Source organism: uncultured Acinetobacter sp., from assembly GCF_947626835.1.
Lineage (GTDB): Bacteria > Pseudomonadota > Gammaproteobacteria > Pseudomonadales > Moraxellaceae > Acinetobacter.
This window is the reverse complement of the sequence record NZ_CANQTS010000014.1, coordinates 1-19,257: the sequence shown is the minus strand read 5'-3', so window position 1 is coordinate 19,257 and position 19,257 is coordinate 1. Positions and strand designations below refer to the sequence as shown.

The following is a 19,257-nucleotide window of genomic DNA, read 5'->3' as shown; positions in this document are numbered from 1 at the left end:
GCATGCATCTAGCCTCAACATAACAATAAAAAAATCTCTGGCGCAAAGCTATGGCCTGTAGATGAACAGATAAGGAATGACAACAATGATGCAGACAAAAGAAAGTCCAGGATTAAGCCAAGCCTTAAAAACCCGTCATTTAACTATGATGTCTATTGCAGGCGTGATTGGTGCAGCTTTGTTTGTCGGTTCAGGTGGTATTATTGCCAAAGCCGGACCCGCAGCGATTCTAGCCTATATCGCAGGTGGGGCATTGGTGGTATTTATTATGCGTATGCTCGGTGAGATGGCTGCCTCCTCGCCGAGTACAGGTTCATTTTCTACCTATGCAGAACGTGCCATTGGGCGTTGGGCGGGATTTACCATTGGTTGGCTGTATTGGTGGTTTTGGGCCTTGTTAATGGCGTGGGAAGCGTACATTGCAGGTTTAATTTTACATGAATGGTTTCCTGCTTTAAGCGTAAATATGTTTACCCTCATTATGACGCTATTTTTATGTAGCATTAATTTTATGCAGGTTAGAAAGTACGGTGAGGTTGAATTTTGGTTTGCTTTAATTAAAGTGGTGGCCATCTCAGCGTTTATTATTGTTGGTGTTGCCGCAGTCATGAATTTTTGGCAAGGCGGTGCAGCAATATCAGGTTTTTCTAACCTGACTGCACATGGCGGTTTTATGCCAAATGGCATGGGCCCTGTATTAATTGCCTTGCTTGGTGTGATGTTTTCATTCTTAGGGGCTGAGATTGTCACCATCGCCGCGTCTGAATCAAAAAATCCCGTTCAAGAAACCCGCCGTGCGATTAAGTCAGTGGTATGGCGGATTTGTTTATTCTATATTGGCTCAATTTTCTTAATTGTATGTTTAGTGCCTTGGAATGACCCATTACTCGCTCAAGCAGGTTATGGTAGTTATCGACGTACTTTGGAACTCTTAGGTATTCCGGGCGTACAATGGGTGATGAATTTTGTGGTGTTGACATCGGTGAGTAGTTGTTTTGTGTCTGGACATTACACGGCATCAAGAATGTTGTATTCATTGGCACAACGTGGTGATGCACCGCAGCTATTTAAACAAACCCGTGCCAATGGTACCCCTATTTTTGCCGTAATTGCCTCGTGTAGTTTGGCAGTCGCACTGGCTGTACTTAATTTCTTTGAATCGCTACGTCCAAAGGATATTCTTGATCTGTTAATGAATACAACAGGCATGATTGCACTGTTGGTGTATTTAGTGATTGCTGTTTCTCAATTACGTTTACGACGCCAAATGCAGCAAAGTGGGCAACAACCTGAGATTAAAATGTGGCTATTTCCCGGCTTAACATATTTGGTCATCTTCTTTATTAGTGCCTGTTTAATTGCCATGATGTTTATTGCTGAGTATCAAGTGCTGGTTGTGTCTACAGGAATAGCGACTTTAGTGTTAATGACCATTGGTTTAGTACTGCAATATAAACAAAAAGCGAAGCTTACAGCCGCTCGTCCACGTTTTAAGCCACTCCGTCGCGGCTAATTCAACCACGGCTTTGTGCAGAGATTGTAAAAAAGCGCTATTGAGAGCATAGAATTTCAGTTATAACAACAGATGAAAAAATAAACATATCGTGCAGTTAAACTCGCCTTGATGGCATAAATTGTTCTACGATGATTCACAATTAAAAATATTTATAGGATGTAAATTTACCGATGTATCCAAATACCCAACTTTATATCAATGGTCAGTGGCAAGATGCTCAATCAGGTGATAGCTTTGCTGTGATTAACCCAGCCACAGAACAAGAAATTGGACGTGTTGCCAAAGCCCAAATTGCCGATTTAGATCAAGCTTTGCAAGCTGCAGCGCAAGGTTTTGAAGTCTGGAAAGCCACAGCTGCTGCTGAGCGTGCCAAAATTATGAAAAAAGCAGCCCATTTGCTGCGTGAACGTGCCAATGATATTGCCCGTATTATGACACTTGAACAAGGTAAACCGCTGAAACAAGCCAAGATTGAAACCTTAAGTGCAGCAGATGTGATTGATTGGTTTGCTGGTGAAGCTGTGCGCAGTTATGGTCAAGTGATTCCAGCACGTCAGCAAGATGTGCATAGCTATACTGTAAAAACACCTGTTGGCGTGGTGGCTGCCTTTACCCCATGGAATTTTCCGATTAACCAAGTTGTACGTAAAATGTCAGCAGCACTCGCTGCTGGCTGTTCTATTATTATTAAAGGACCAGAAGAAACACCTGCTTCACCTGCACAATTAATTCAAGCATTTCATGATGCAGGTGTACCAAAGGGGGTTGTGAATTTAGTCTATGGTGAACCTGCGGAAATCTCAGCCTATTTAATCCCGCATCCGTTGGTACGTAAAATTTCTTTTACAGGCTCAACACCTGTAGGCAAGCAACTTGCAGCCCTTGCCGGTCAGCATATGAAAAAAGCCACCATGGAACTTGGTGGGCATGCACCGGTATTGATCTTTAAAGATGCAGATTTAGATGTTGCGGTGAGTGAAATGCTGGCTTCAAAATTTAGAAATGCAGGTCAGGTGTGTATTGCACCGACTCGCTTTTTAATTGAACGTGAGGTTTATGAGCAAGTCGTTGAAAAAATTAAGCAACAGGTCGAAGCGCTGAAAGTGGGTAATGGTTTGGATGAAGGTGTTGATGTAGGCCCGATGATCCATGCACGTGGTTATGCCAATATTCAAAAACTCATTCAAAATGCCTTAGATAAAGGTGCACAATTGGTCTGTGGTGGGCATGCACTAGAAGGCAACGGCTACTTTATGCAGCCTACAGTCCTAAAAGATGTGCCTTTTGAAGCAGATTGCATGGATAAAGAGCCATTTGGTCCATTGGTGTTATGCCGTGCATTTGATAGCTACAGTGAGGCGATACAAGAAGCCAATCGTTTAAACTTTGGCTTAGCAGCTTATGCCTATAGTCGTAGCAATAAAGTGTGTTTAGACTTAGGTCGTGATATTCAAAGTGGTATGCTCACCATTAATCATGTTGGTCTAGGTCTACCTGAATTGCCATTTGGTGGTGTTAAAGATTCAGGCTACGGCACCGAAGGAGGAAGTGAAGCAATTAATGCTTACTTTGATACCCGTTTAGTCACTGTTGCAGCCCGTTAATACGATTCAATAAAAAGACGCCCATAAGGGCGTCTTTTTTGTGTTACCTGTTTCATTGCCAGAATTAAAATGTATGCGAGCTAAATTTTGTATTCGCCAGAAGTGAATTTTGGGTCTGATACAAGGTTATGGATTAAAAAGATTTAACTGATCGGCGATATATATAAAGTAGCTGTATTGATACGTATGCGCATCTGATCCAAATATTTTTGTTCTAAACCGTTAGTTGTCCAAAGACCCATATCATCATTCAAAATTCCAGGCGTTTGTTGGTTAATCAACCATAAACCTTCCATTTTGTCATGTGCATAAGCGCCACGTTCACCCATATCCAAATTGATAAGCATTCTTATAAAATAGGCTCTATGCTAAAAATCAAAAATGACAGTCATGTAAAAAATATAAATTATTCAGGATATTGATATTTGGGAGTAGGATTTAATAGATTTACCTCATCTACTTTTTGAGCACAGTTAAAATTGTTTAGTATAATTAATCAATATTATGCATTTTGATTCAATTGTTGGATATATTTTCGGGAATTTAGATAAGATCAGTTGTCTATATTGAATTAAAATTAAACTATCTATCTTTTGTAATGTAATTTAGCACAGTATTATTTGTTGTATTCTTCATAAAACGGTCATAGCGTTGTCATCATGATGACATTGCTACACTTTAGTGTGACGGGCATTCAAGATCAGGATGTCATTTCATGCCTACGACCCATAAAATTCTTTCTAGCAGCATCCTGTTGGTGTTATTCACCACCTTAGTTGGGTGTAATGATGATAAGGCACAGGTCACCACGCCCCAAGTTGAAACACCACTGGCAGCACAAACCCAGTATCGCGTTTATCCTTATTTACAAAACCCAAGTCATGATGCCATGAGTATTTTATGGTTGAGTGAAGATGATCAGCCAGTGACGGTCACGGTTGAGGGCGTCGGCACATTTAAGAGCCAACCAGTATTGGCTAAAAATTTAGATTATTCTGATGGGGAGCTTGCCTATATTCATGGCGAGAAAAATTTTGGTCAGATTTTTGCCAATGTTGCCAAAGGTCAAGCCCCAAGTTTACCGTATCAGCATCGTATTCGTATCACAGGTTTAACCGCAAATACACAATATACTTATCAAGTGGGCAGTGACCAACCTGAGCCATTTGTGTCGACCTTTAGTACAGCACCTCAGACCTCATCCGCCACGCCAATTAATTTTGTGGTGATGGCAGATATGGAAACAGAACCTGAATCTACACAAAAAACAGTTGCTTGGGCTGCAAATGCCAAGGCTTCAGGTGGTTGGAAGTTGGCTAGTGACCCGAATACCTATCAGCGTCAGTATTTAGTAGATCAAACCCAAGGTTATCAACAAATTTTAAAATATGCGGCAAGTTTATCGCCGCGTTTATGGTTGATTGCCGGAGACTTGGTAGAAAAGGGTGGTCGTCAACTCGATTGGGATGAGTTTTGGCGCCATGCTGCAGGCGAGTGGGGCAATATGGCGTCTTCTACGCCTATTTTACCTGTGTTAGGTAACCATGAAAATTATTGGCACCCAGATGCAGGTGGTTATAGTGCTGCCGCCGTGCGCCGTGCTTATGATAAATGGCAAAGCTATTTTGAATTACCGGATAATCAAGCCCGCGACCCACGTCATCAAGAGCGTTATTACCGTGTTGATTATGGGCCGGTGACTTTTATTCATTTAGATTCATCCAACGGTAATGACAGTGATGCAAGTAAAGACACCAATTTGGGTTTAAATGGTGCCGAAGCACACGTACCTGACTTTAATGAAGGTTCAGAACAATGGCGTTGGGCTGAGCGCCAATTGGCTGATGCACGTGCACAAGGCCAAATTATTTTTGTGCAATGGCATCATATGGCTTATGGCACAGGTGTGCATAGCTTAGTGTCGGGCAATGCTGGTATTGCCAATAATGAAGATAGCCAATCCGGCTTACCTATGCGTGTCTATCATCCTTTGTTACGTGACTATGGCGTGACGGCAGTGTTCTCAGGACACAATGAGTTACTAGAAACTGTGACACTAGATGGTATCCATTATTGGGATGTTGGGATTGCAGGAGATGGCTTACGTGGACCCGGTTATGTACCCACGACCACGTATGTCCCTTTTGAGTTATTGCCTGAGGCAGCCCAAGCCACGCATTGGAGCGCACATGGTGATGCTGATGAAGTTTGGCAAGGTCAGCGTTTAGTGGCAGGCGGCAAACATTATGGCTTCTTACATGTTAAAGTTGAGCCAACTGCAATGGGTCAATATCAAGTGGTGTTTGAACCACGTTATTCACGACCTGTGACCGATGCTTTAGGCAAAGCCACGGGTGAGTTTAAAACAGAAATTTATGATCACGTGGTGAAAGTTCAGGTTAAGCCAAAATCTTAATCTGATGGCTTGAATATTCATATAAAATTTCATAAGGTGGAGAGATATTCAACTGATCTCTCCCGTTATGATTATTCGCGATAAAAATAATAGTCTTAGTTTACTGTTTGCATGGTCAGGCACCATTTTACCCAAAGTCTTAGGAGCTTTGCTCTGTGTGGTACTCATTTCGACCTTACTTTTGTATTTTAGTCAGCAGCATTTGATTCACTTTCCCCAAGTCCCTGCCATTGGCTTTACCATTTTTGGGGTAATTTTATCAATCTTTTTAAGTTTTCGGAACAATGCCAGTTATGAGCGTTGGTGGGAAGGGCGTAAACTTTGGGGGGCTTTAATTGCTCATTCACGGCATATTAGTCGTGATAGCCAAGTATTAGATGCACCTGCACGCCGTGTGTTGATGTATCGTGTCATGCTGTTTAGTCATTTACTGCGCGATCGTTTGCGTCGTGAGCACCAAGATTTTTCAAGCTATACTGATCATGTCAACTTGAATCAAGATGAGTTTCAAGCCTTGCCAAGCCATCTAAACGCCGCGCAATTGGTTTTAGAAAAAATTCAGGCAGATTTGGTCCATCAACTTAACAATGGAAATATTTCAGATATTGTCTATCAAGGCTTGACTCAACATATCGTGCAGCTGGGCAATATTCAAGCTGGTTGTGACCGGATTGCCAGTACACCATTGCCTTTTGCTTATTCTGTATTATTACATCGCGCCGTGTATGTGTTTTGCTTAATCTTGCCCTTTAGTTTAAGTCAAAGTTTAGGGCTATGGACACCGCTTTTGGTTGCAATGATTGCGTATTTGGTTTTAGGTTTAGATGCTTTAAGTGCAGAATTAGAAGAGCCTTTTGGACGACAAGACAATGATTTGGCTTTAGATTCGATTGTACGTTTAGTTGAGCGTGAAATGCGTACTGCCTTAGGTGATGCTATTCCTGCTGCCATTACAGCACAGCGCGATAATTTAAGCTAAAACATAACGTCAAATTATGACTAAAAAACAGCCTAAGTAATATAGAAATTTTAAAATTACCCATATAAAATAAATTTATGAAAAACTAAGATAAGGAAGAAAAATAAATAGATTTTAGTTAAAAAGTGACCTTTTAAAGGTCGTGTAAAATCCAATTGGCACTATAACTGTGCCAATACATGAATTTTTTTTAGTGGAATATGATCGTAATGCATAACCAATGGGGCACGGCGTCTTCAATTTTCAGATGTTTGTTGCTTACGCTGTTGCAAGCTACGTAAATGTAAAAAAAATTGTTCTACAATTAGATTAGGTCGGCAGCCTTTACGCGTTATCATGCAAATTTCAGTGGTGTAGTGCATTTTTTTGGGCAGAATAGGGCAAATCAAACCATCATCTTGCCATTTCTTCGCATAATGATTGGGTAAAAAGCCTAAATATTTGCCGCTTAAAATTAAAAATGCAATACCTTCACGGTCAGTTGCCGTTGCGGTGCAATTTAAATGTTGGTGTAAGCGTACAGCGCGTTCCGGCATTGCATAATTTGGTCTCACTGCTGTCCAATGCGCTAAATCATTTAAATTTAAGTCTTTTTGCTGTGCCAATGGATGATGCTTAGCACAGTATAAATATGAATCTTCTGCATACAGTGGGGTGTAATCTAGCCCTGAAAGCGGTGTGACTAAAGGCACTGCACCTAAGTGTAAGCGTTGATCAAGTACCTTACATTCAATGTCAGACAGGGTACTCATACTTAAATTTAGACAGACATCAGGATGTTCTTCACTTAAATGTGCCAAACTTTCTGTAATTAAATCATGATGCATCGTGACTAAATTATTAATTAAACCTAAATGTAGCTCACCCTTGAGCTTTTTGTGCATATGGTTGATTTTAGAACGAAAATCTTCAACTGCACGGTTTAAGTCTTCCAAATAGAGCAAGATTTCTTGTCCTTCTTCGGTCAAAGAAAAACCGGCACGACCACGCTGACATAGGCGTAAACCGATTCGATTTTCAAGATCGGTCATATGTAAACTAATGGCAGATCGGCTAATCCCTAAGACACTTTCTGCTGTAGTAAAGCTGCGGCACTCGGCAACCGTTTTAAAAATTTTGAGTAATTTTAAATCAAAATCAGTGATTTGCTGTAATTTTTTGGCTTTCATTTTAGTTGAGCTTTTTTATATCTAAAGTTGAGTGAATCTAAATTTATCTCGTTGCATAAGCGCTCTACACTCAAGCTATAACTTCAACAATAAAGCGATGCATATGAACAATATCAATAATTTAGACGACCTCAATTACCAAGCACATTGGATGCCATTTTCAGCAAATCGTCAGTTTCAACGCGATCCACGCTTCATTTTATCTGCCCAAGGGCATTATTTGCAGGATCAACACGGACGCCAAGTCTATGACTCGTTGTCTGGTTTATGGACCTGTGGTTTAGGTCATTGTGTCCCTGAGATTCAACAAGCAGTCGCCAAACAACTTTCGCAGCTTGACTATGCTCCGGCATTCCAATTTGCCCATCCATGGTCTTTTAAGTTAGCAGAAAAAATCGTTGAAAAGATGCCCGCTGGTCTAGAACATGTATTTTTTACCAATTCAGGCTCAGAATCTGCAGATACATCTTTGAAAATGGCGCGTGCCTACTGGCGTGCTAAAGGTTTACCAAGCAAAACCAAATTGATTGGCCGAGCGCGTGGCTATCACGGCGTGAATGTTGGCGGTACCAGTGTAGGTGGCATTGGCGGTAACCGTAAAAACTTTGGTCAATTACTGGATGCCGATCATCTACCGCATACCCTACAGTCACATTTACAGTTTCAAAAAGGATGTGCTGAAACAGGTGGCATAGAACTTGCTAATGAGATGCTCAAGCTGATTGAGCTACATGATGCGTCTAATATTGCAGCCTTAATTGTGGAGCCGGTGGCTGGTTCAGCAGGCTGTATTTCACCACCTGTGGGTTATTTAAAACGTTTACGTGAAATTTGTGATCAGCACAATATCTTACTCATTTTTGATGAGGTGATTACCGGTTTTGGTCGCTTAGGCACTTGGACGGGTGCTGAATATTTTGGTGTCAGCCCTGATATTTTAAACTTTGCTAAACAAGTCACCAATGGTGCGATTCCTTTAGGTGGCGTGGTGGCAAGTCGCGAGATTTATCAAACCTTTATGCAGCAAGATTTGCCTGAACATATGGTTGAATTTGGACATGGTTATACCTATTCAGCACATCCGGTGGCATGTGCAGCAGGTTTAGCGACCATTCAAGCCTTAGAAGAGCAACAGGCGATTGAAAGTGCAGCCGAGCTTGCACCTGAATTTGAGCGTCTGTTGCACAGCTTAAAAGGCACCCCACATGTGATTGATATTCGTAATTGTGGTTTGATTGGCACGGTACAATTGGCACCACGTCATGGTGATGCTGCCATCCGACCATTTGAGGCAGGTCTTAAACTTTGGCAAGCAGGTTTTTATGTCCGCTTTGGTGCAGACACCTTGCAATTTGGTCCAATGTTTAATGCCAAAGCACAGGATTTACAACGCCTAGTGAATGCCGTAGGCGACACTTTATATCAATTAGAAACAACAAAAACGGCATGCAGTGCTTAAGGAAAATAAAATCATGAACTTTAACGAAAAATTTAGTCAAGCACCAAATGCAACTGGCCTAGTCGGTCACTTTATTGCAGGTCAACTGACGTATCATACTGAACGTACGCAAAATATTTATAACCCTGCGACCGGTGAAATCACCCAACAAGTGGCACTCGCAGATACGCAAACAGTAGAACATGCGATTGCTGTGGCACAGGCTGCATTTCCAGCATGGCGTGATACGCCCGCGATTAAACGTGCACGTGTCATGTTTAAGTTTAAGGAATTGCTTGAGCAGCACAGTGCAGAGATTTGCCAGTTGATTGGTCAAGAGCACGGCAAAATTTTGCATGATGCAGCAGGTGAGTTACAACGTGGTATTGAAAATGTTGAGTATGCCTGTGGTGCACCTGAATTATTAAAAGGCGAATATAGTAAAAATGTGGGTCCAGATATTGATTCTTGGAGTGACTTTCAGCCTTTAGGTGTGGTCGCAGGCATTACCCCATTTAACTTTCCTGCTATGGTGCCTTTGTGGATGTTCCCTATGGCATTGGTATGTGGCAACACCTTCATCTTAAAGCCTTCGGAAAAAGATCCGTCAACCAGTTTATTCTTGGCTGAATTACTTAAAAAAGCGGGTTTACCCGATGGCGTGTTTAACGTAGTCAATGGCGATAAAGAAGCCGTTGATACCTTATTACATGATCGACGTATCCAAGCGGTGAGTTTTGTCGGTTCAACCCCGATTGCTGAATACATTTATGCTACTGCCACGGCGCATGGCAAACGCTGCCAAGCACTCGGTGGTGCTAAGAACCACGCCATCATTTTACCCGATGCAGATGTCGACAATGTGGTCAGTTCACTGCTAGGCGCAGCATTTGGTTCATCAGGTGAGCGTTGTATGGCACTGTCGGTTGCAGTGGCAGTCGGTGATGAAATTGCTGACTTGGTCATTGAAAAATTACAAGCCGAAATCAAAAAACTGAAATATGGCCATTATGCAGATACCAGTAATGATTTTGGTCCTGTGATTAGTGCTGCACATAAAGCCAAAGTAGAGGGCTATATTCAAAGTGCCGAAGAGCAGGGCGCCAAAATTGTCGTCGACGGTCGTGGCGCTGCACCGAGCGGGTATGAACAAGGCTTCTTTGTTGGACCCACCTTAATTGACCAAGTCACGCCAGATATGCAAAGCTACCAAGAGGAAATTTTTGGTCCAGTTTTACAGATTGTACGTGTAAGCACCATGCAAGATGCCATGCAACTTATCAATGAGCATGAATACGGCAACGGTACTTGTATTTATACCCGTGATGGTGAGGCAGCACGCTACTTTAGTCATCATATTCAAGTCGGTATGGTTGGAATTAATGTACCATTACCTGTGCCTGTGGCGTATCATAGCTTCGGTGGCTGGAAACGCTCCCTGTTTGGTGACTTATATGCCTATGGTCCAGATGGCGTACGTTTTTACACACGTCGTAAAACCATCACGCAACGTTGGCCAGCGGCAAATGTACGTGAAGCCAAACAGTTTTCTATGCCAACTTTAAACTAAACCTCACAGGGAAATATTGAATTTCCCTGTTTTTTATTGAGAACTTTGTGATGTTATAACAACAATAAAGGACGATTCCCCTATGGAAACACCAACCAAACTGCCTGAAGGGCTGAGTAATCGTCATATCATGATGATTAGCATTGGCGGCGTCATTGGCGCCGGCTTATTTGTTGGATCTTCTGCTGCAATTGCCAAAGCTGGCCCTGCGGTGGTGGTCTCTTATATCTTAACCAGTATTTTAGTCTTTCTCGTCATGCGTATGCTTGGGGAGATGGCAGTGATGCAACCCGATACAGGTTCTTTTTCCACCTATGCCCGCAAAGCCATTGGGCCATGGGCGGGCTTTAGTATTGGTTGGCTGTATTGGTGGTTTTGGGTTTTAGTGATTCCCATTGAAGCGATTGCCGGTGCCGCCATCTTAAGCTCTTGGTTCCCTATGGTACCCGCATGGCTATTTGCCTTTGCCTTTGTGGTGCTATTAAGTATTGCCAATTTCTTTAGTGTGAAAAACTTTGGTGAATTTGAGTTTTGGTTTGCCTTAATTAAGGTGGTTGCCATTGTTGGATTTATTGCTGTTGCTCTCATGGCAGTGCTTGGCTTTTGGCCTTTAGCCCCTGAGGTGAGCGGTGTTGCCAACTTAATCCAAAACGAAGGCTTTATGCCAAACGGTCTAGGCAGTGTATTGGGTGCAGTATTGATTACAGCATTTTCATTCTTTGGGGTGGAAATTCTATCTATTGCTGCAGCTGAAGCGAAAAACCCACAAGAGAAAATCCAAAAAGCCACCAATTTGGTACTTTACCGTATTATCTTATTTTTTGTGGTGTCAATCTTCTTGGCGGTGTCTTTAATTGACTGGCGTTCACCGTTACTACAGCAACACGGTACCTTCCAATATGTGTTAATGACCTTAAATGTACCTGGTACCAAGTTAATTATTGATAGTGTGGTCTTTATTGCTGTGGCAAGTTGTATGAATGCTGCATTGTTTACCTCATCACGTATGCTATTTTCTTTGGGTACCCGCGGTGATGCACCAAAAATCATGACCAAATTGACCCAACATGGTGTGCCGCGTATTGCTGTACTTGCTTCAACCACCATTGGTTTAATTACATGTTTAGCCAATTATCTGTTCCCTGGGCAAGTGTTCGGTTTTTTACTGTCCACAACAGGTGCAATTGCATTGCTTGTTTATCTCGTGATTGCGATTTCACAATTACGCCTACGTCGTTATTACATCGCCAATAATATTGAAGTGCCATTTAAAATGTGGCTTTTCCCATGGCTCACTTGGTTTGTGATTATTGTGATTTTAAGTGTCCTTGGTTATATGTTCTTCTCGCCACAATATAGTTATGAAACCATGTTATCGCTTGGCATTACCAGTGTGGTAGTAATTTTAGGTGTGATTGTGACCCGTAAACGTCGCGAACGTTACGTTGCTTTGGAGCCAATCCCTAAATAACCTTGAACTCGTTACATAAAAAAAGCGCTAAGAAAGAGCGCTTTTTTTATGTATGTTAGGCACAACATGAAAATTTAAAATCATGTCAAAAACATATTATTTAGATCTACGCCAAAAATGATGCAGTTTTATCAAGAGTCACAGCATAAGTTGAAGAGGTGTGAACTGTCTACTATTGAAACAATGACTCTAGATGAGTAAATCTTACATAAACAGCCTAGATCAGAAGTAAAAGTTTATTGTTACCTATTGTCTAGGTTCTATGATCTTTAAACTAGGTTTTAGGGAGCATAATACAAATTAAAGTGGATTGAGGTTGGGATTGGATTGTTAGCGTCCCTTTCATTTTTTCTACCCTTGATTGCATACTTTGTAACCCCACGTGCAATTCTTTTTCAACTTGTTGAGGGTCAAACCCCTTTCCATTGTCATGAATTTCTAGAATAAAATTTTTATTTTCTTTAAGTAAAACATTTACATATGATGCCTGACTATGTTTTAGAATATTGGTGAGTGCCTCCTCAGCCACACGACTTAAAGTAATCGTAATCAAAGGAGTAGGTTGATCAATCCACTGTTCGTTACACTGCCAAACAGATTCAATATTGAGCTCTTCAAAAATACGCACGAATCTGTAACGTAGGGGTGCAATCCATTCACGTGGGGTTTTAGGCGGTGTAGCAGATAGGCTAGAACCCATGTCAATCATTTGCCGCAGGTCGCTACGTAACATTTTTAACAAAGACAGAATTTGTGGATTACTAAGCTGACGATTATTTTCAACCAACATAATTGAACGTACAATTGAACTTCCTAAGCCATCGTGTAATTCTTGAGATAAATGAATGCGCTCTTGTAGACGCATATTTTCAATAGAAAGATCATGCTGTTGCTGTAAAGATAAGGTGAGCTCATGTTTTGTTTGTTGAATACGTTCTTTGAGTGTTTGATTAAACGCCTCAATTTGGCGTTTGTTTCTCGCAAGTCGCATTGCAAGTAAACTCCCAAATACCAGGGTGATAAAAGGACCTGCGTAAGGCGACAACGGTGTACCTTGATTGGTCATCATAAAATAAGCGTCATTGATCATCAGCGGCACATAAATTAACAAAATCAGCATCAATAGGTAAACTTCAGGATTTTTAGCACGATAGGCGATAATTGGATAGGTGAGACATTTAATCAGGCCTAGTAAAACGGCAATAGAGAAAATCAGATTACTGATGCTATACAAGTATTGTTGAGGTGTCGTGATTAAAGTAAGCGTTGAAATACCAAGAAAAATAATCAGACAACGTTGTAGGTATGGGAAACGAACGCCTGCAAAAAGCCATGCTCCTAAACAACCGCTGACAGTGTAAAAACAAAAAATAATGTGCTGAAGGTGCTCTGTGCTGATAGAACTAAAAAAATTAGGATGAGTAGATAAAAAGAAAAAGCTATATAAGGACCACAATAAAGCCGTTACAGAAAACATTAAAAATGCTTTTTCAGAGCGATAAACCAACCAAGCTAAAAAATAGAAAATACCCACAACGCTATTCACGACCAGATTAAACTTAACCAAGGTTCTTTTTTCGAAGAACCATGTTTGATAAGTAGCTGCGGTGTCTTGATTATTGCTTAAACTGATTGCCCCAATCCCCACTTGGCCCATTATATTGGGGTAGACTTGAATCAGAATGCTATTTAGACCTTCCTGCAAATGGGCCGCAGGAATCGACCACATTCTAGGTAAATGTTGATTGCGAGCCATGTCTGTTTTAAGAAAATCATCTTGCCATAAGACCTGCTGATTTAAAAAAATTCGTCCAGATTGGGTGAATCCATCAATAGCAAAATGCACAGGAGCAGCATGTTTAACATCCAAACAAGAATACTTAAAATCAATTTTATACCAAAATGTGTAGGCTTGATTTGTTGGCTTAACGCTCCACTGATGAGGTAGAGTAATGCGATGCGTCTGTAAAACCTCACGGCGAGCATGCTTTTCTTGGGCAGATTTAAAAGTATCAATTTTTTGGATGACAGGTGAGCAGCTGGTATCCGTCGGCTGTTTTATATCTTGAGCCCATGCTGTATTGAAGACAGCAATGATCAATAAAAAAACATAAGCTATAACTTTAATACCCGTAAAAAATGATGGATTTTCCTGAGACATATGCATCCTTGATCTTGTAGTTTTATCCCTACATATATAGCTATAAAATCACTAAAATTACCTAAATTTAGGTATGTATGAAATCCCAATAATATTCTTACAATAGCGTTAAAAGGGATGCTGGTGAGCACATGAAATTATCTACAATAGGGCTAATATTCGGCAGTTTGCTTTTGGTCAGTCATACCTTACATGCGCAACCTAACTGTAAGATCTCAGCACCTCAAGCACATATTCAACTACATGGACAACCGACTTATACCAAATTAAGCTTCTCTGATTGTAAATTTGGGATACAACCTCACTTCATTTGGAGTAATCATGAGGCAGGATCGATCGTCTTCGAATCACTCGATGGTCAACATCAGATTAAATTACCCATTGGTATAGAAAATATTGTCGAAATCTACGATAGAGATAATGATCGGCAATTCTTCTATCCAGCCACTTTCTCCCAAGGAACACCCTCTTTGAGTCATGAAACACGAAATGTCGATATTATTATCAAAATGCCTGCTATCCCGCATTGGTCAAATTACCCTGCGGGCACTTATACCACAAGTATTATCATCTCTACCCTGAATTAATAAAAAAGCAAAATCTCAAGATTCATGCTGTCTTGAGAAGCTTTGACCCTCATAAAATAACAAATTTGTACCTTAGTCCCTAGAGTAAAAGACCGATGCTATCGGTCTTGGTTGGTCATATTTTGTGGGTCACTCACAGGAAAATCTATGACATAGCCTCTTTGATGCATCGGTAAAAACTGATAAGTAGAGTGATTAATGTGAGTGTCGATGTCTAACTGATTTGGGTCAAAATAAATATGATTCTCAGTATTGGCGTATATATGATAACTAAAAATCTCTCCTTGATGATTCGTCTGACCGATAGAGATACCATTACTTAAGATATCTAAATCTTTAATATCTTTGACTCGAATTAATGCAAAACTATCTTGAATCTGTTTACTCAAAGTTAAACGATTGTCTAACCAAACCACCGAACCTGTATGACTGACACTATATTGCTGTGCTTGATGAGCATGTATATATCGTAAGTCTAGGTCCCCAACATTGGTTTTAAAACGAGTCGACACATGTCCACTGTAGTCATCATTGAGCTTAGAAAGGCCAATGTTGTACTCTAAACCGGTATTTTTTTGAGCATATTGATTAAAGATCAAAGAACTTTGATTCTCATTATTTTGAGAAAAACTCAATGTCTTTTTAGGATCATCAAAATTATAGGTTAAGAACAGGTCAAATCCCCAAGGTTTATGCGAGTTGACATCGTATGATAGGCCAAAGCTGCCAAATAGTTTTTTATTGAATGCCTGACTATTACGAAGATTAAAAATCTTTTGATCTCTTTGATCATTAGTCGCATATTCTCGTTCAACATAGTTCAGTGAGATATTTTTTAAGTAGGGGATATTGTTTTTAGACAAATAGAATTGACTCTCATATTCTGGTAAAAAAGAGCTTCGATAATCATCTAAACCCAGCATACGAAATTCTGGACTGTAATATTGGTGCCTCATGCCAAAACTATAATGTTGTTGGTGATGTGAAAGCTCACTATTGACGGTATAGCCTTTAAGATCTAAATCTTTAACTTGACTGTACGCTGAATTAACCTCTAAAAGACCAACTTTATAAAGATATTGACTCCATAGTAAACCTGCACTTTGCAGTTGCTCACTATAGTCGAGTACTGTACCTAAAGTGGTACTTGGGCTAAGCCCTCTACGAAAATATAAACGACCAAACCAATCGCGATAATCATCTTCTTGAGTCGAATAATTGTATCTGAGCTGACCAATCGAAATATTATAGTCATTGAGCTTCGGTTTGAGTAAACGTTGATGGATAAAGATAGGGATTTCTTGAACGGTCGAATTGCCTAAAATATCTGTGACAATAATCTGACCTTCTCCTAATCCACTAAACCCAATATTACTCTCAAGATTGTACTGTCCTGGATTAATTTGTGCCTGATACGCTTGTGTACCATTAATAATTAAATCAACACTAGATTGCGTCAAGGCACTACCTGAAATGGAGGGGGTATTCCAATAGGTATAATTGGGATAGCTGGTAAAGTGAGTTCCAAAACTGATACCAGCGAAATAGAAGGGCTGAGTGAGCTTATAATAATTACTCGTCGTATCACCGATTTTAAGCGCACTCATTTTTTCTGGAAAATCAAAACTTAAGCTTGTATTTAAACGCTGATGTTCAAAATCATGCTGCTGTTTCCCAAACAGATAACTGTTTTCAAATAAAATATTTTTCCAAAATAGATTCAGATGAGCAAGTGTCTGAAAATGATCGCCATGCTCGGTATTTTGATAATAAGTTGAATAATTTAAAAAACCGCCGAGTGAGGGTAAATCATATTGTCGATTTTTTAAGTTCTGTGTTGGATTGCTTGGAAAGCGATCTGCGGCAATCTTTAGATTCAATACTTGTTGATCTTCGATAATTTCATAGGACATCCCTTGACTATCGAGCAGACAATAGTCTCGTCCATCAGCATAATTCTTTTCTGCATTTTGAACGATAACGTTATTTGCAGCTAAATGCTGACACTCTATATATAAATTTTGATTTTTTCGAATCACAAAAGCATCAATATGTTGATTCACGCCGTTTACAAACAATGATAAAATTTTTTGCTCTTCAATTTGATTCTGGTCAGCAGATCGTATAGGTCCTTCAGCCAAAGTGATTTGGCTAGATAAACTAATTAAAAATAATAATACGTATCTATTTTTAGTCTTCATTATTATTCCGATATATCAAATACAAGATTTTCACCTTGGTTGGTTTCTATATGGACTGTTGTATTTTTTAAGGCTGAAGGTTGTATATTTTCAAGATCTAAAAGATAACTTCTTTGAGCAAGCACATATTTCATGCTATTTGATTGAAAAATAGGATCATTATTTTGATTTTTTAAGATCAGCTTTCGTATATTAAAATGCCCTAGACCATTATTTTGAATGAAAAGTTGTGCATGATCCTCACTCATCTTCTTTAAAGAAAAAACCATGTTGTGAGAAAATTTATGCCCTAAAAATAATGGAATATTGAATGAATATAGATATTCAATACCATCTTTTTCTTCTTGTTGAGAAGATGGAGTAAAAATGATTCGCCAAGCACTTTCTTGTTTAAGTTGCATCTCAGAAAATGCAGTTTTAAAACCCAAACGAATTGTACGTGTACTTTTAGGATGTAATACAAAACTGTTTGGGCTGACAATTAATGTAGAGTCGGGTATCAAGATCTCATTTCCATTTTGATCTTGCTCCCAACGGTAAGTCTTAGCATGATAGGTCACGGCATGACTATCTTGGGAAGACTCTATACTTAAGGTGGCAGTACGTTGTGATTTTTCACCCGTGATATATAAATGTACCGGATATATCACCATAGCTGCATTATTTTGCATACTGATACCGAGTAACAGCAGAGCGCATAAAAGTCGATTTTTAATGTGAGCGAGTATCATGTTAAGACCTAATAAATTATTATTTAATAATTAATACTCTACCTCTATAGTAATCGTATCAGTGTAATAGCCAGCTGTATAATGTGCTGTATTTAAAGGCTCAGGATATTTTGAGCTGAGCGTATAAGACATACTCGCATTGGGCGCTGTTGGAGTGATTGTCACGGCAGGTCCGTTCACTGTTAAAGGATCAGCACCATTGGTTGGCCCTGTAACGCTGGTCTCGTAAGGAATAGTGGGGGGAGTGTTTGAAATACTCACGAGTTTGGTTTTTGATTGATTAACGCCGGCTGCATTTTGTGACGTGAGTTTCAATTTATACGCTGTATTACACTGCACACGAAAAGTATAATTGCTAGGTGTACCATTCGGAGATAATGCTTGTAAAAAAATAACATTGGTATTATCTAGCGCACACGTTGCAGGAATATGTGTGGTATAGCTTACACGTGAGGTGAGTGTCGCTGCATTGGTATGCAGTGCCGTCAGGCTGAATAATGACACAACTGCTGGGGCTATAAATTTATACATAGCTTAGTCCTTTAATATCATGTTGTTATTGATATAATTATAAGGACGAGATGTTTAAGCAAATATAACTAAAATTAAGTATTTTTCGAAGTATTAATTCAACCGATACAAAGCTGTGCTGACACAAGCCTTACGCTATATCGGATACTTTTAAATTCGCATATATATTGTTTTATTAAAAGACTTTGTCTATATATTCCAATTTTTTTCAAAATGCACTGATTGTATGATGGATTGTAAATGAATTAGACATCAAAATAATGATTTTTAGGTATATGTCTACGCTACAGAATTGGCCAATATGTTTGGTGTCGCTAAGACATTTAAACTTAAAAGGATAGAGCCATGTGTAATTGTAATAAAGATGACAATAAAAATATGAAGATGGGTGAAGATGTACCAAATTTTGCTGTTCTCGGGTTTCAACCTATGCAGCTTCAGCAGAGTGATCTGAGTTCTAAAATCCCTGATGATGTTTTAGCTTTAGAGTTTAAAACTTGTGTCAAAGCATTTTTAGAACATGATAAAATTTGCTTTGATATGCCTTATTTTGGTAAACAATGTATACATCCACCTATCCCATTACCAAAAATTGAAGGCACGCTTTCGGCATGTGTCCAATCTTGTGGACGCTTTATTCCAACAGGAGCACAAGTTTCAATTTATTATAACAATGAAAAATTATTTAGCTACTCATTAGGCATTTGCTAAATTAAATACAGAGGTATTCTTGATACAAGGAGTACCTCTATTTAATTAATAAATACACTGAGTTAAATAAATGCTCTAATATGCCAAAAATGTAACATGGCAGAGTAAAACTTGAAGTGCGACATAAACCACCTAATTAATTTAAAGGGTTTATGGAGTATATAAAATTGTC

14 protein-coding genes and 1 pseudogene are annotated in these 19,257 nt (G+C 39.6%); 9 read left to right on the top strand and 6 right to left on the bottom strand.

Going from position 1 to position 19,257, the window contains the following annotated elements; genetic code table 11:
• The first annotated feature begins 85 nt into the window (after positions 1 to 85).
• Together Q0Z55_RS07325 and Q0Z55_RS07320 are read left to right on the top strand one after the other, a co-directional pair.
• Positions 86 to 1,513, top strand: coding sequence for an amino acid permease (locus Q0Z55_RS07325; protein ID WP_297426391.1), 1,428 nt, complete (start codon positions 86 to 88; stop codon positions 1,511 to 1,513).
• A gap of 173 nt (positions 1,514 to 1,686) precedes the next feature.
• Positions 1,687 to 3,120, top strand: coding sequence for an NAD-dependent succinate-semialdehyde dehydrogenase (locus Q0Z55_RS07320; RefSeq protein WP_297426388.1), 1,434 nt, complete (start codon positions 1,687 to 1,689; stop codon positions 3,118 to 3,120).
• Between the two features lie 126 nt (positions 3,121 to 3,246).
• Here Q0Z55_RS07320 and Q0Z55_RS07315 read toward each other — a convergent pair.
• Positions 3,247 to 3,455 (bottom strand): annotated as a pseudogene (locus tag Q0Z55_RS07315) (esterase-like activity of phytase family protein); the annotation flags it as partial.
• Between the two features lie 380 nt (positions 3,456 to 3,835).
• Here Q0Z55_RS07315 and Q0Z55_RS07310 point away from each other — a divergent pair.
• Entirely contained in the window at positions 3,836 to 5,536 is a 1,701-nt protein-coding gene (locus tag Q0Z55_RS07310) for a metallophosphoesterase (RefSeq protein WP_297426382.1), read from the top strand.
• A 67-nt stretch (positions 5,537 to 5,603) separates the two neighbouring features.
• The gene (locus tag Q0Z55_RS07305; protein WP_297426379.1) at positions 5,604 to 6,515 is read left to right on the top strand and encodes a bestrophin family protein; all 912 of its coding nucleotides are present in this window, start codon (positions 5,604 to 5,606) and stop codon (positions 6,513 to 6,515) included.
• A 236-nt stretch (positions 6,516 to 6,751) separates the two neighbouring features.
• On the opposite strand, the gene Q0Z55_RS07300 is transcribed toward Q0Z55_RS07305, so the two are convergent.
• Positions 6,752 to 7,684, bottom strand: coding sequence for a LysR family transcriptional regulator (locus Q0Z55_RS07300; RefSeq protein WP_297426376.1), 933 nt, complete (start codon positions 7,682 to 7,684; stop codon positions 6,752 to 6,754).
• Between the two features lie 103 nt (positions 7,685 to 7,787).
• On the opposite strand from Q0Z55_RS07300, the gene Q0Z55_RS07295 reads away from it, so the two are divergent.
• The 3 genes from Q0Z55_RS07295 (at position 7,788) to Q0Z55_RS07285 (ending at position 12,163) form a co-directional block, all read left to right on the top strand.
• Positions 7,788 to 9,143, top strand: coding sequence for an aspartate aminotransferase family protein (locus Q0Z55_RS07295; protein ID WP_366806847.1), 1,356 nt, complete (start codon positions 7,788 to 7,790; stop codon positions 9,141 to 9,143).
• A 13-nt stretch (positions 9,144 to 9,156) separates the two neighbouring features.
• Positions 9,157 to 10,692, top strand: a complete 1,536-nt coding sequence (locus Q0Z55_RS07290) for a CoA-acylating methylmalonate-semialdehyde dehydrogenase (protein ID WP_297426373.1) — start codon at positions 9,157 to 9,159, stop codon at positions 10,690 to 10,692.
• Positions 10,693 to 10,774: 82 nt separating this feature from the next.
• Positions 10,775 to 12,163 carry an amino acid permease gene (locus Q0Z55_RS07285; protein ID WP_297426371.1) on the top strand — a complete coding sequence of 463 codons (1,389 nt, stop codon included), beginning with the start codon at positions 10,775 to 10,777 and terminating at the stop codon, positions 12,161 to 12,163.
• Positions 12,164 to 12,437: 274 nt separating this feature from the next.
• Here Q0Z55_RS07285 and Q0Z55_RS07280 read toward each other — a convergent pair whose 3' ends face one another.
• Positions 12,438 to 14,324, bottom strand: a complete 1,887-nt coding sequence (locus Q0Z55_RS07280) for an ATP-binding protein (protein WP_297426368.1) — start codon at positions 14,322 to 14,324, stop codon at positions 12,438 to 12,440.
• 131 nt (positions 14,325 to 14,455) lie between these two features.
• Between Q0Z55_RS07280 and Q0Z55_RS07275 the strand changes: the two genes are divergently transcribed.
• Positions 14,456 to 14,911, top strand: coding sequence for a hypothetical protein (locus Q0Z55_RS07275; RefSeq protein ID WP_297426365.1), 456 nt, complete (start codon positions 14,456 to 14,458; stop codon positions 14,909 to 14,911).
• 98 nt (positions 14,912 to 15,009) lie between these two features.
• Here the strand turns inward: Q0Z55_RS07275 and Q0Z55_RS07270 are convergent, their stop codons facing one another.
• From Q0Z55_RS07270 to Q0Z55_RS07260, 3 genes are all read right to left on the bottom strand, one after another.
• The gene (locus Q0Z55_RS07270) at positions 15,010 to 17,112 is read right to left on the bottom strand and encodes a fimbria/pilus outer membrane usher protein (protein WP_297426361.1); all 2,103 of its coding nucleotides are present in this window, start codon (positions 17,110 to 17,112) and stop codon (positions 15,010 to 15,012) included.
• Between the two features lie 2 nt (positions 17,113 to 17,114).
• On the bottom strand, positions 17,115 to 17,783 hold the full coding sequence (locus tag Q0Z55_RS07265) for a hypothetical protein (protein ID WP_297426358.1): 669 nt from the start codon (positions 17,781 to 17,783) through the stop codon (positions 17,115 to 17,117).
• Positions 17,784 to 17,873: 90 nt separating this feature from the next.
• On the bottom strand, positions 17,874 to 18,374 hold the full coding sequence (locus Q0Z55_RS07260; protein ID WP_297426355.1) for a hypothetical protein: 501 nt from the start codon (positions 18,372 to 18,374) through the stop codon (positions 17,874 to 17,876).
• A 345-nt stretch (positions 18,375 to 18,719) separates the two neighbouring features.
• Between Q0Z55_RS07260 and Q0Z55_RS07255 the strand changes: the two genes are divergently transcribed.
• Complete coding sequence (locus Q0Z55_RS07255; protein WP_297426352.1) at positions 18,720 to 19,085, top strand: hypothetical protein; 366 nt, start codon at positions 18,720 to 18,722, stop codon at positions 19,083 to 19,085.
• The last annotated feature ends 172 nt before the right edge of the window (positions 19,086 to 19,257 follow it).

Bases quoted from the DNA above. Each gene is read 5' to 3' on its own strand.
- Q0Z55_RS07270 (WP_297426361.1), bottom strand. From the start codon at position 17,112: ATGAAGACTAAAAATAGATACGTATTATTATTTTTAATTAGTTTATCT.
- Q0Z55_RS07325 (WP_297426391.1), top strand. From the start codon at position 86: ATGATGCAGACAAAAGAAAGTCCAGGATTAAGCCAAGCCTTAAAAACC.
- Q0Z55_RS07280 (WP_297426368.1), bottom strand. From the start codon at position 14,324: ATGTCTCAGGAAAATCCATCATTTTTTACGGGTATTAAAGTTATAGCT.
- Q0Z55_RS07320 (WP_297426388.1), top strand. From the start codon at position 1,687: ATGTATCCAAATACCCAACTTTATATCAATGGTCAGTGGCAAGATGCT.
- Q0Z55_RS07265 (WP_297426358.1), bottom strand. From the start codon at position 17,783: ATGCAAAATAATGCAGCTATGGTGATATATCCGGTACATTTATATATC.
- Q0Z55_RS07305 (WP_297426379.1), top strand. From the start codon at position 5,604: ATGATTATTCGCGATAAAAATAATAGTCTTAGTTTACTGTTTGCATGG.
- Q0Z55_RS07260 (WP_297426355.1), bottom strand. From the start codon at position 18,374: ATGTATAAATTTATAGCCCCAGCAGTTGTGTCATTATTCAGCCTGACG.
- Q0Z55_RS07275 (WP_297426365.1), top strand. From the start codon at position 14,456: ATGAAATTATCTACAATAGGGCTAATATTCGGCAGTTTGCTTTTGGTC.
- Q0Z55_RS07295 (WP_366806847.1), top strand. From the start codon at position 7,788: ATGAACAATATCAATAATTTAGACGACCTCAATTACCAAGCACATTGG.
- Q0Z55_RS07285 (WP_297426371.1), top strand. From the start codon at position 10,775: ATGGAAACACCAACCAAACTGCCTGAAGGGCTGAGTAATCGTCATATC.
- Q0Z55_RS07255 (WP_297426352.1), top strand. From the start codon at position 18,720: ATGTGTAATTGTAATAAAGATGACAATAAAAATATGAAGATGGGTGAA.
- Q0Z55_RS07310 (WP_297426382.1), top strand. From the start codon at position 3,836: ATGCCTACGACCCATAAAATTCTTTCTAGCAGCATCCTGTTGGTGTTA.
- Q0Z55_RS07300 (WP_297426376.1), bottom strand. From the start codon at position 7,684: ATGAAAGCCAAAAAATTACAGCAAATCACTGATTTTGATTTAAAATTA.
- Q0Z55_RS07290 (WP_297426373.1), top strand. From the start codon at position 9,157: ATGAACTTTAACGAAAAATTTAGTCAAGCACCAAATGCAACTGGCCTA.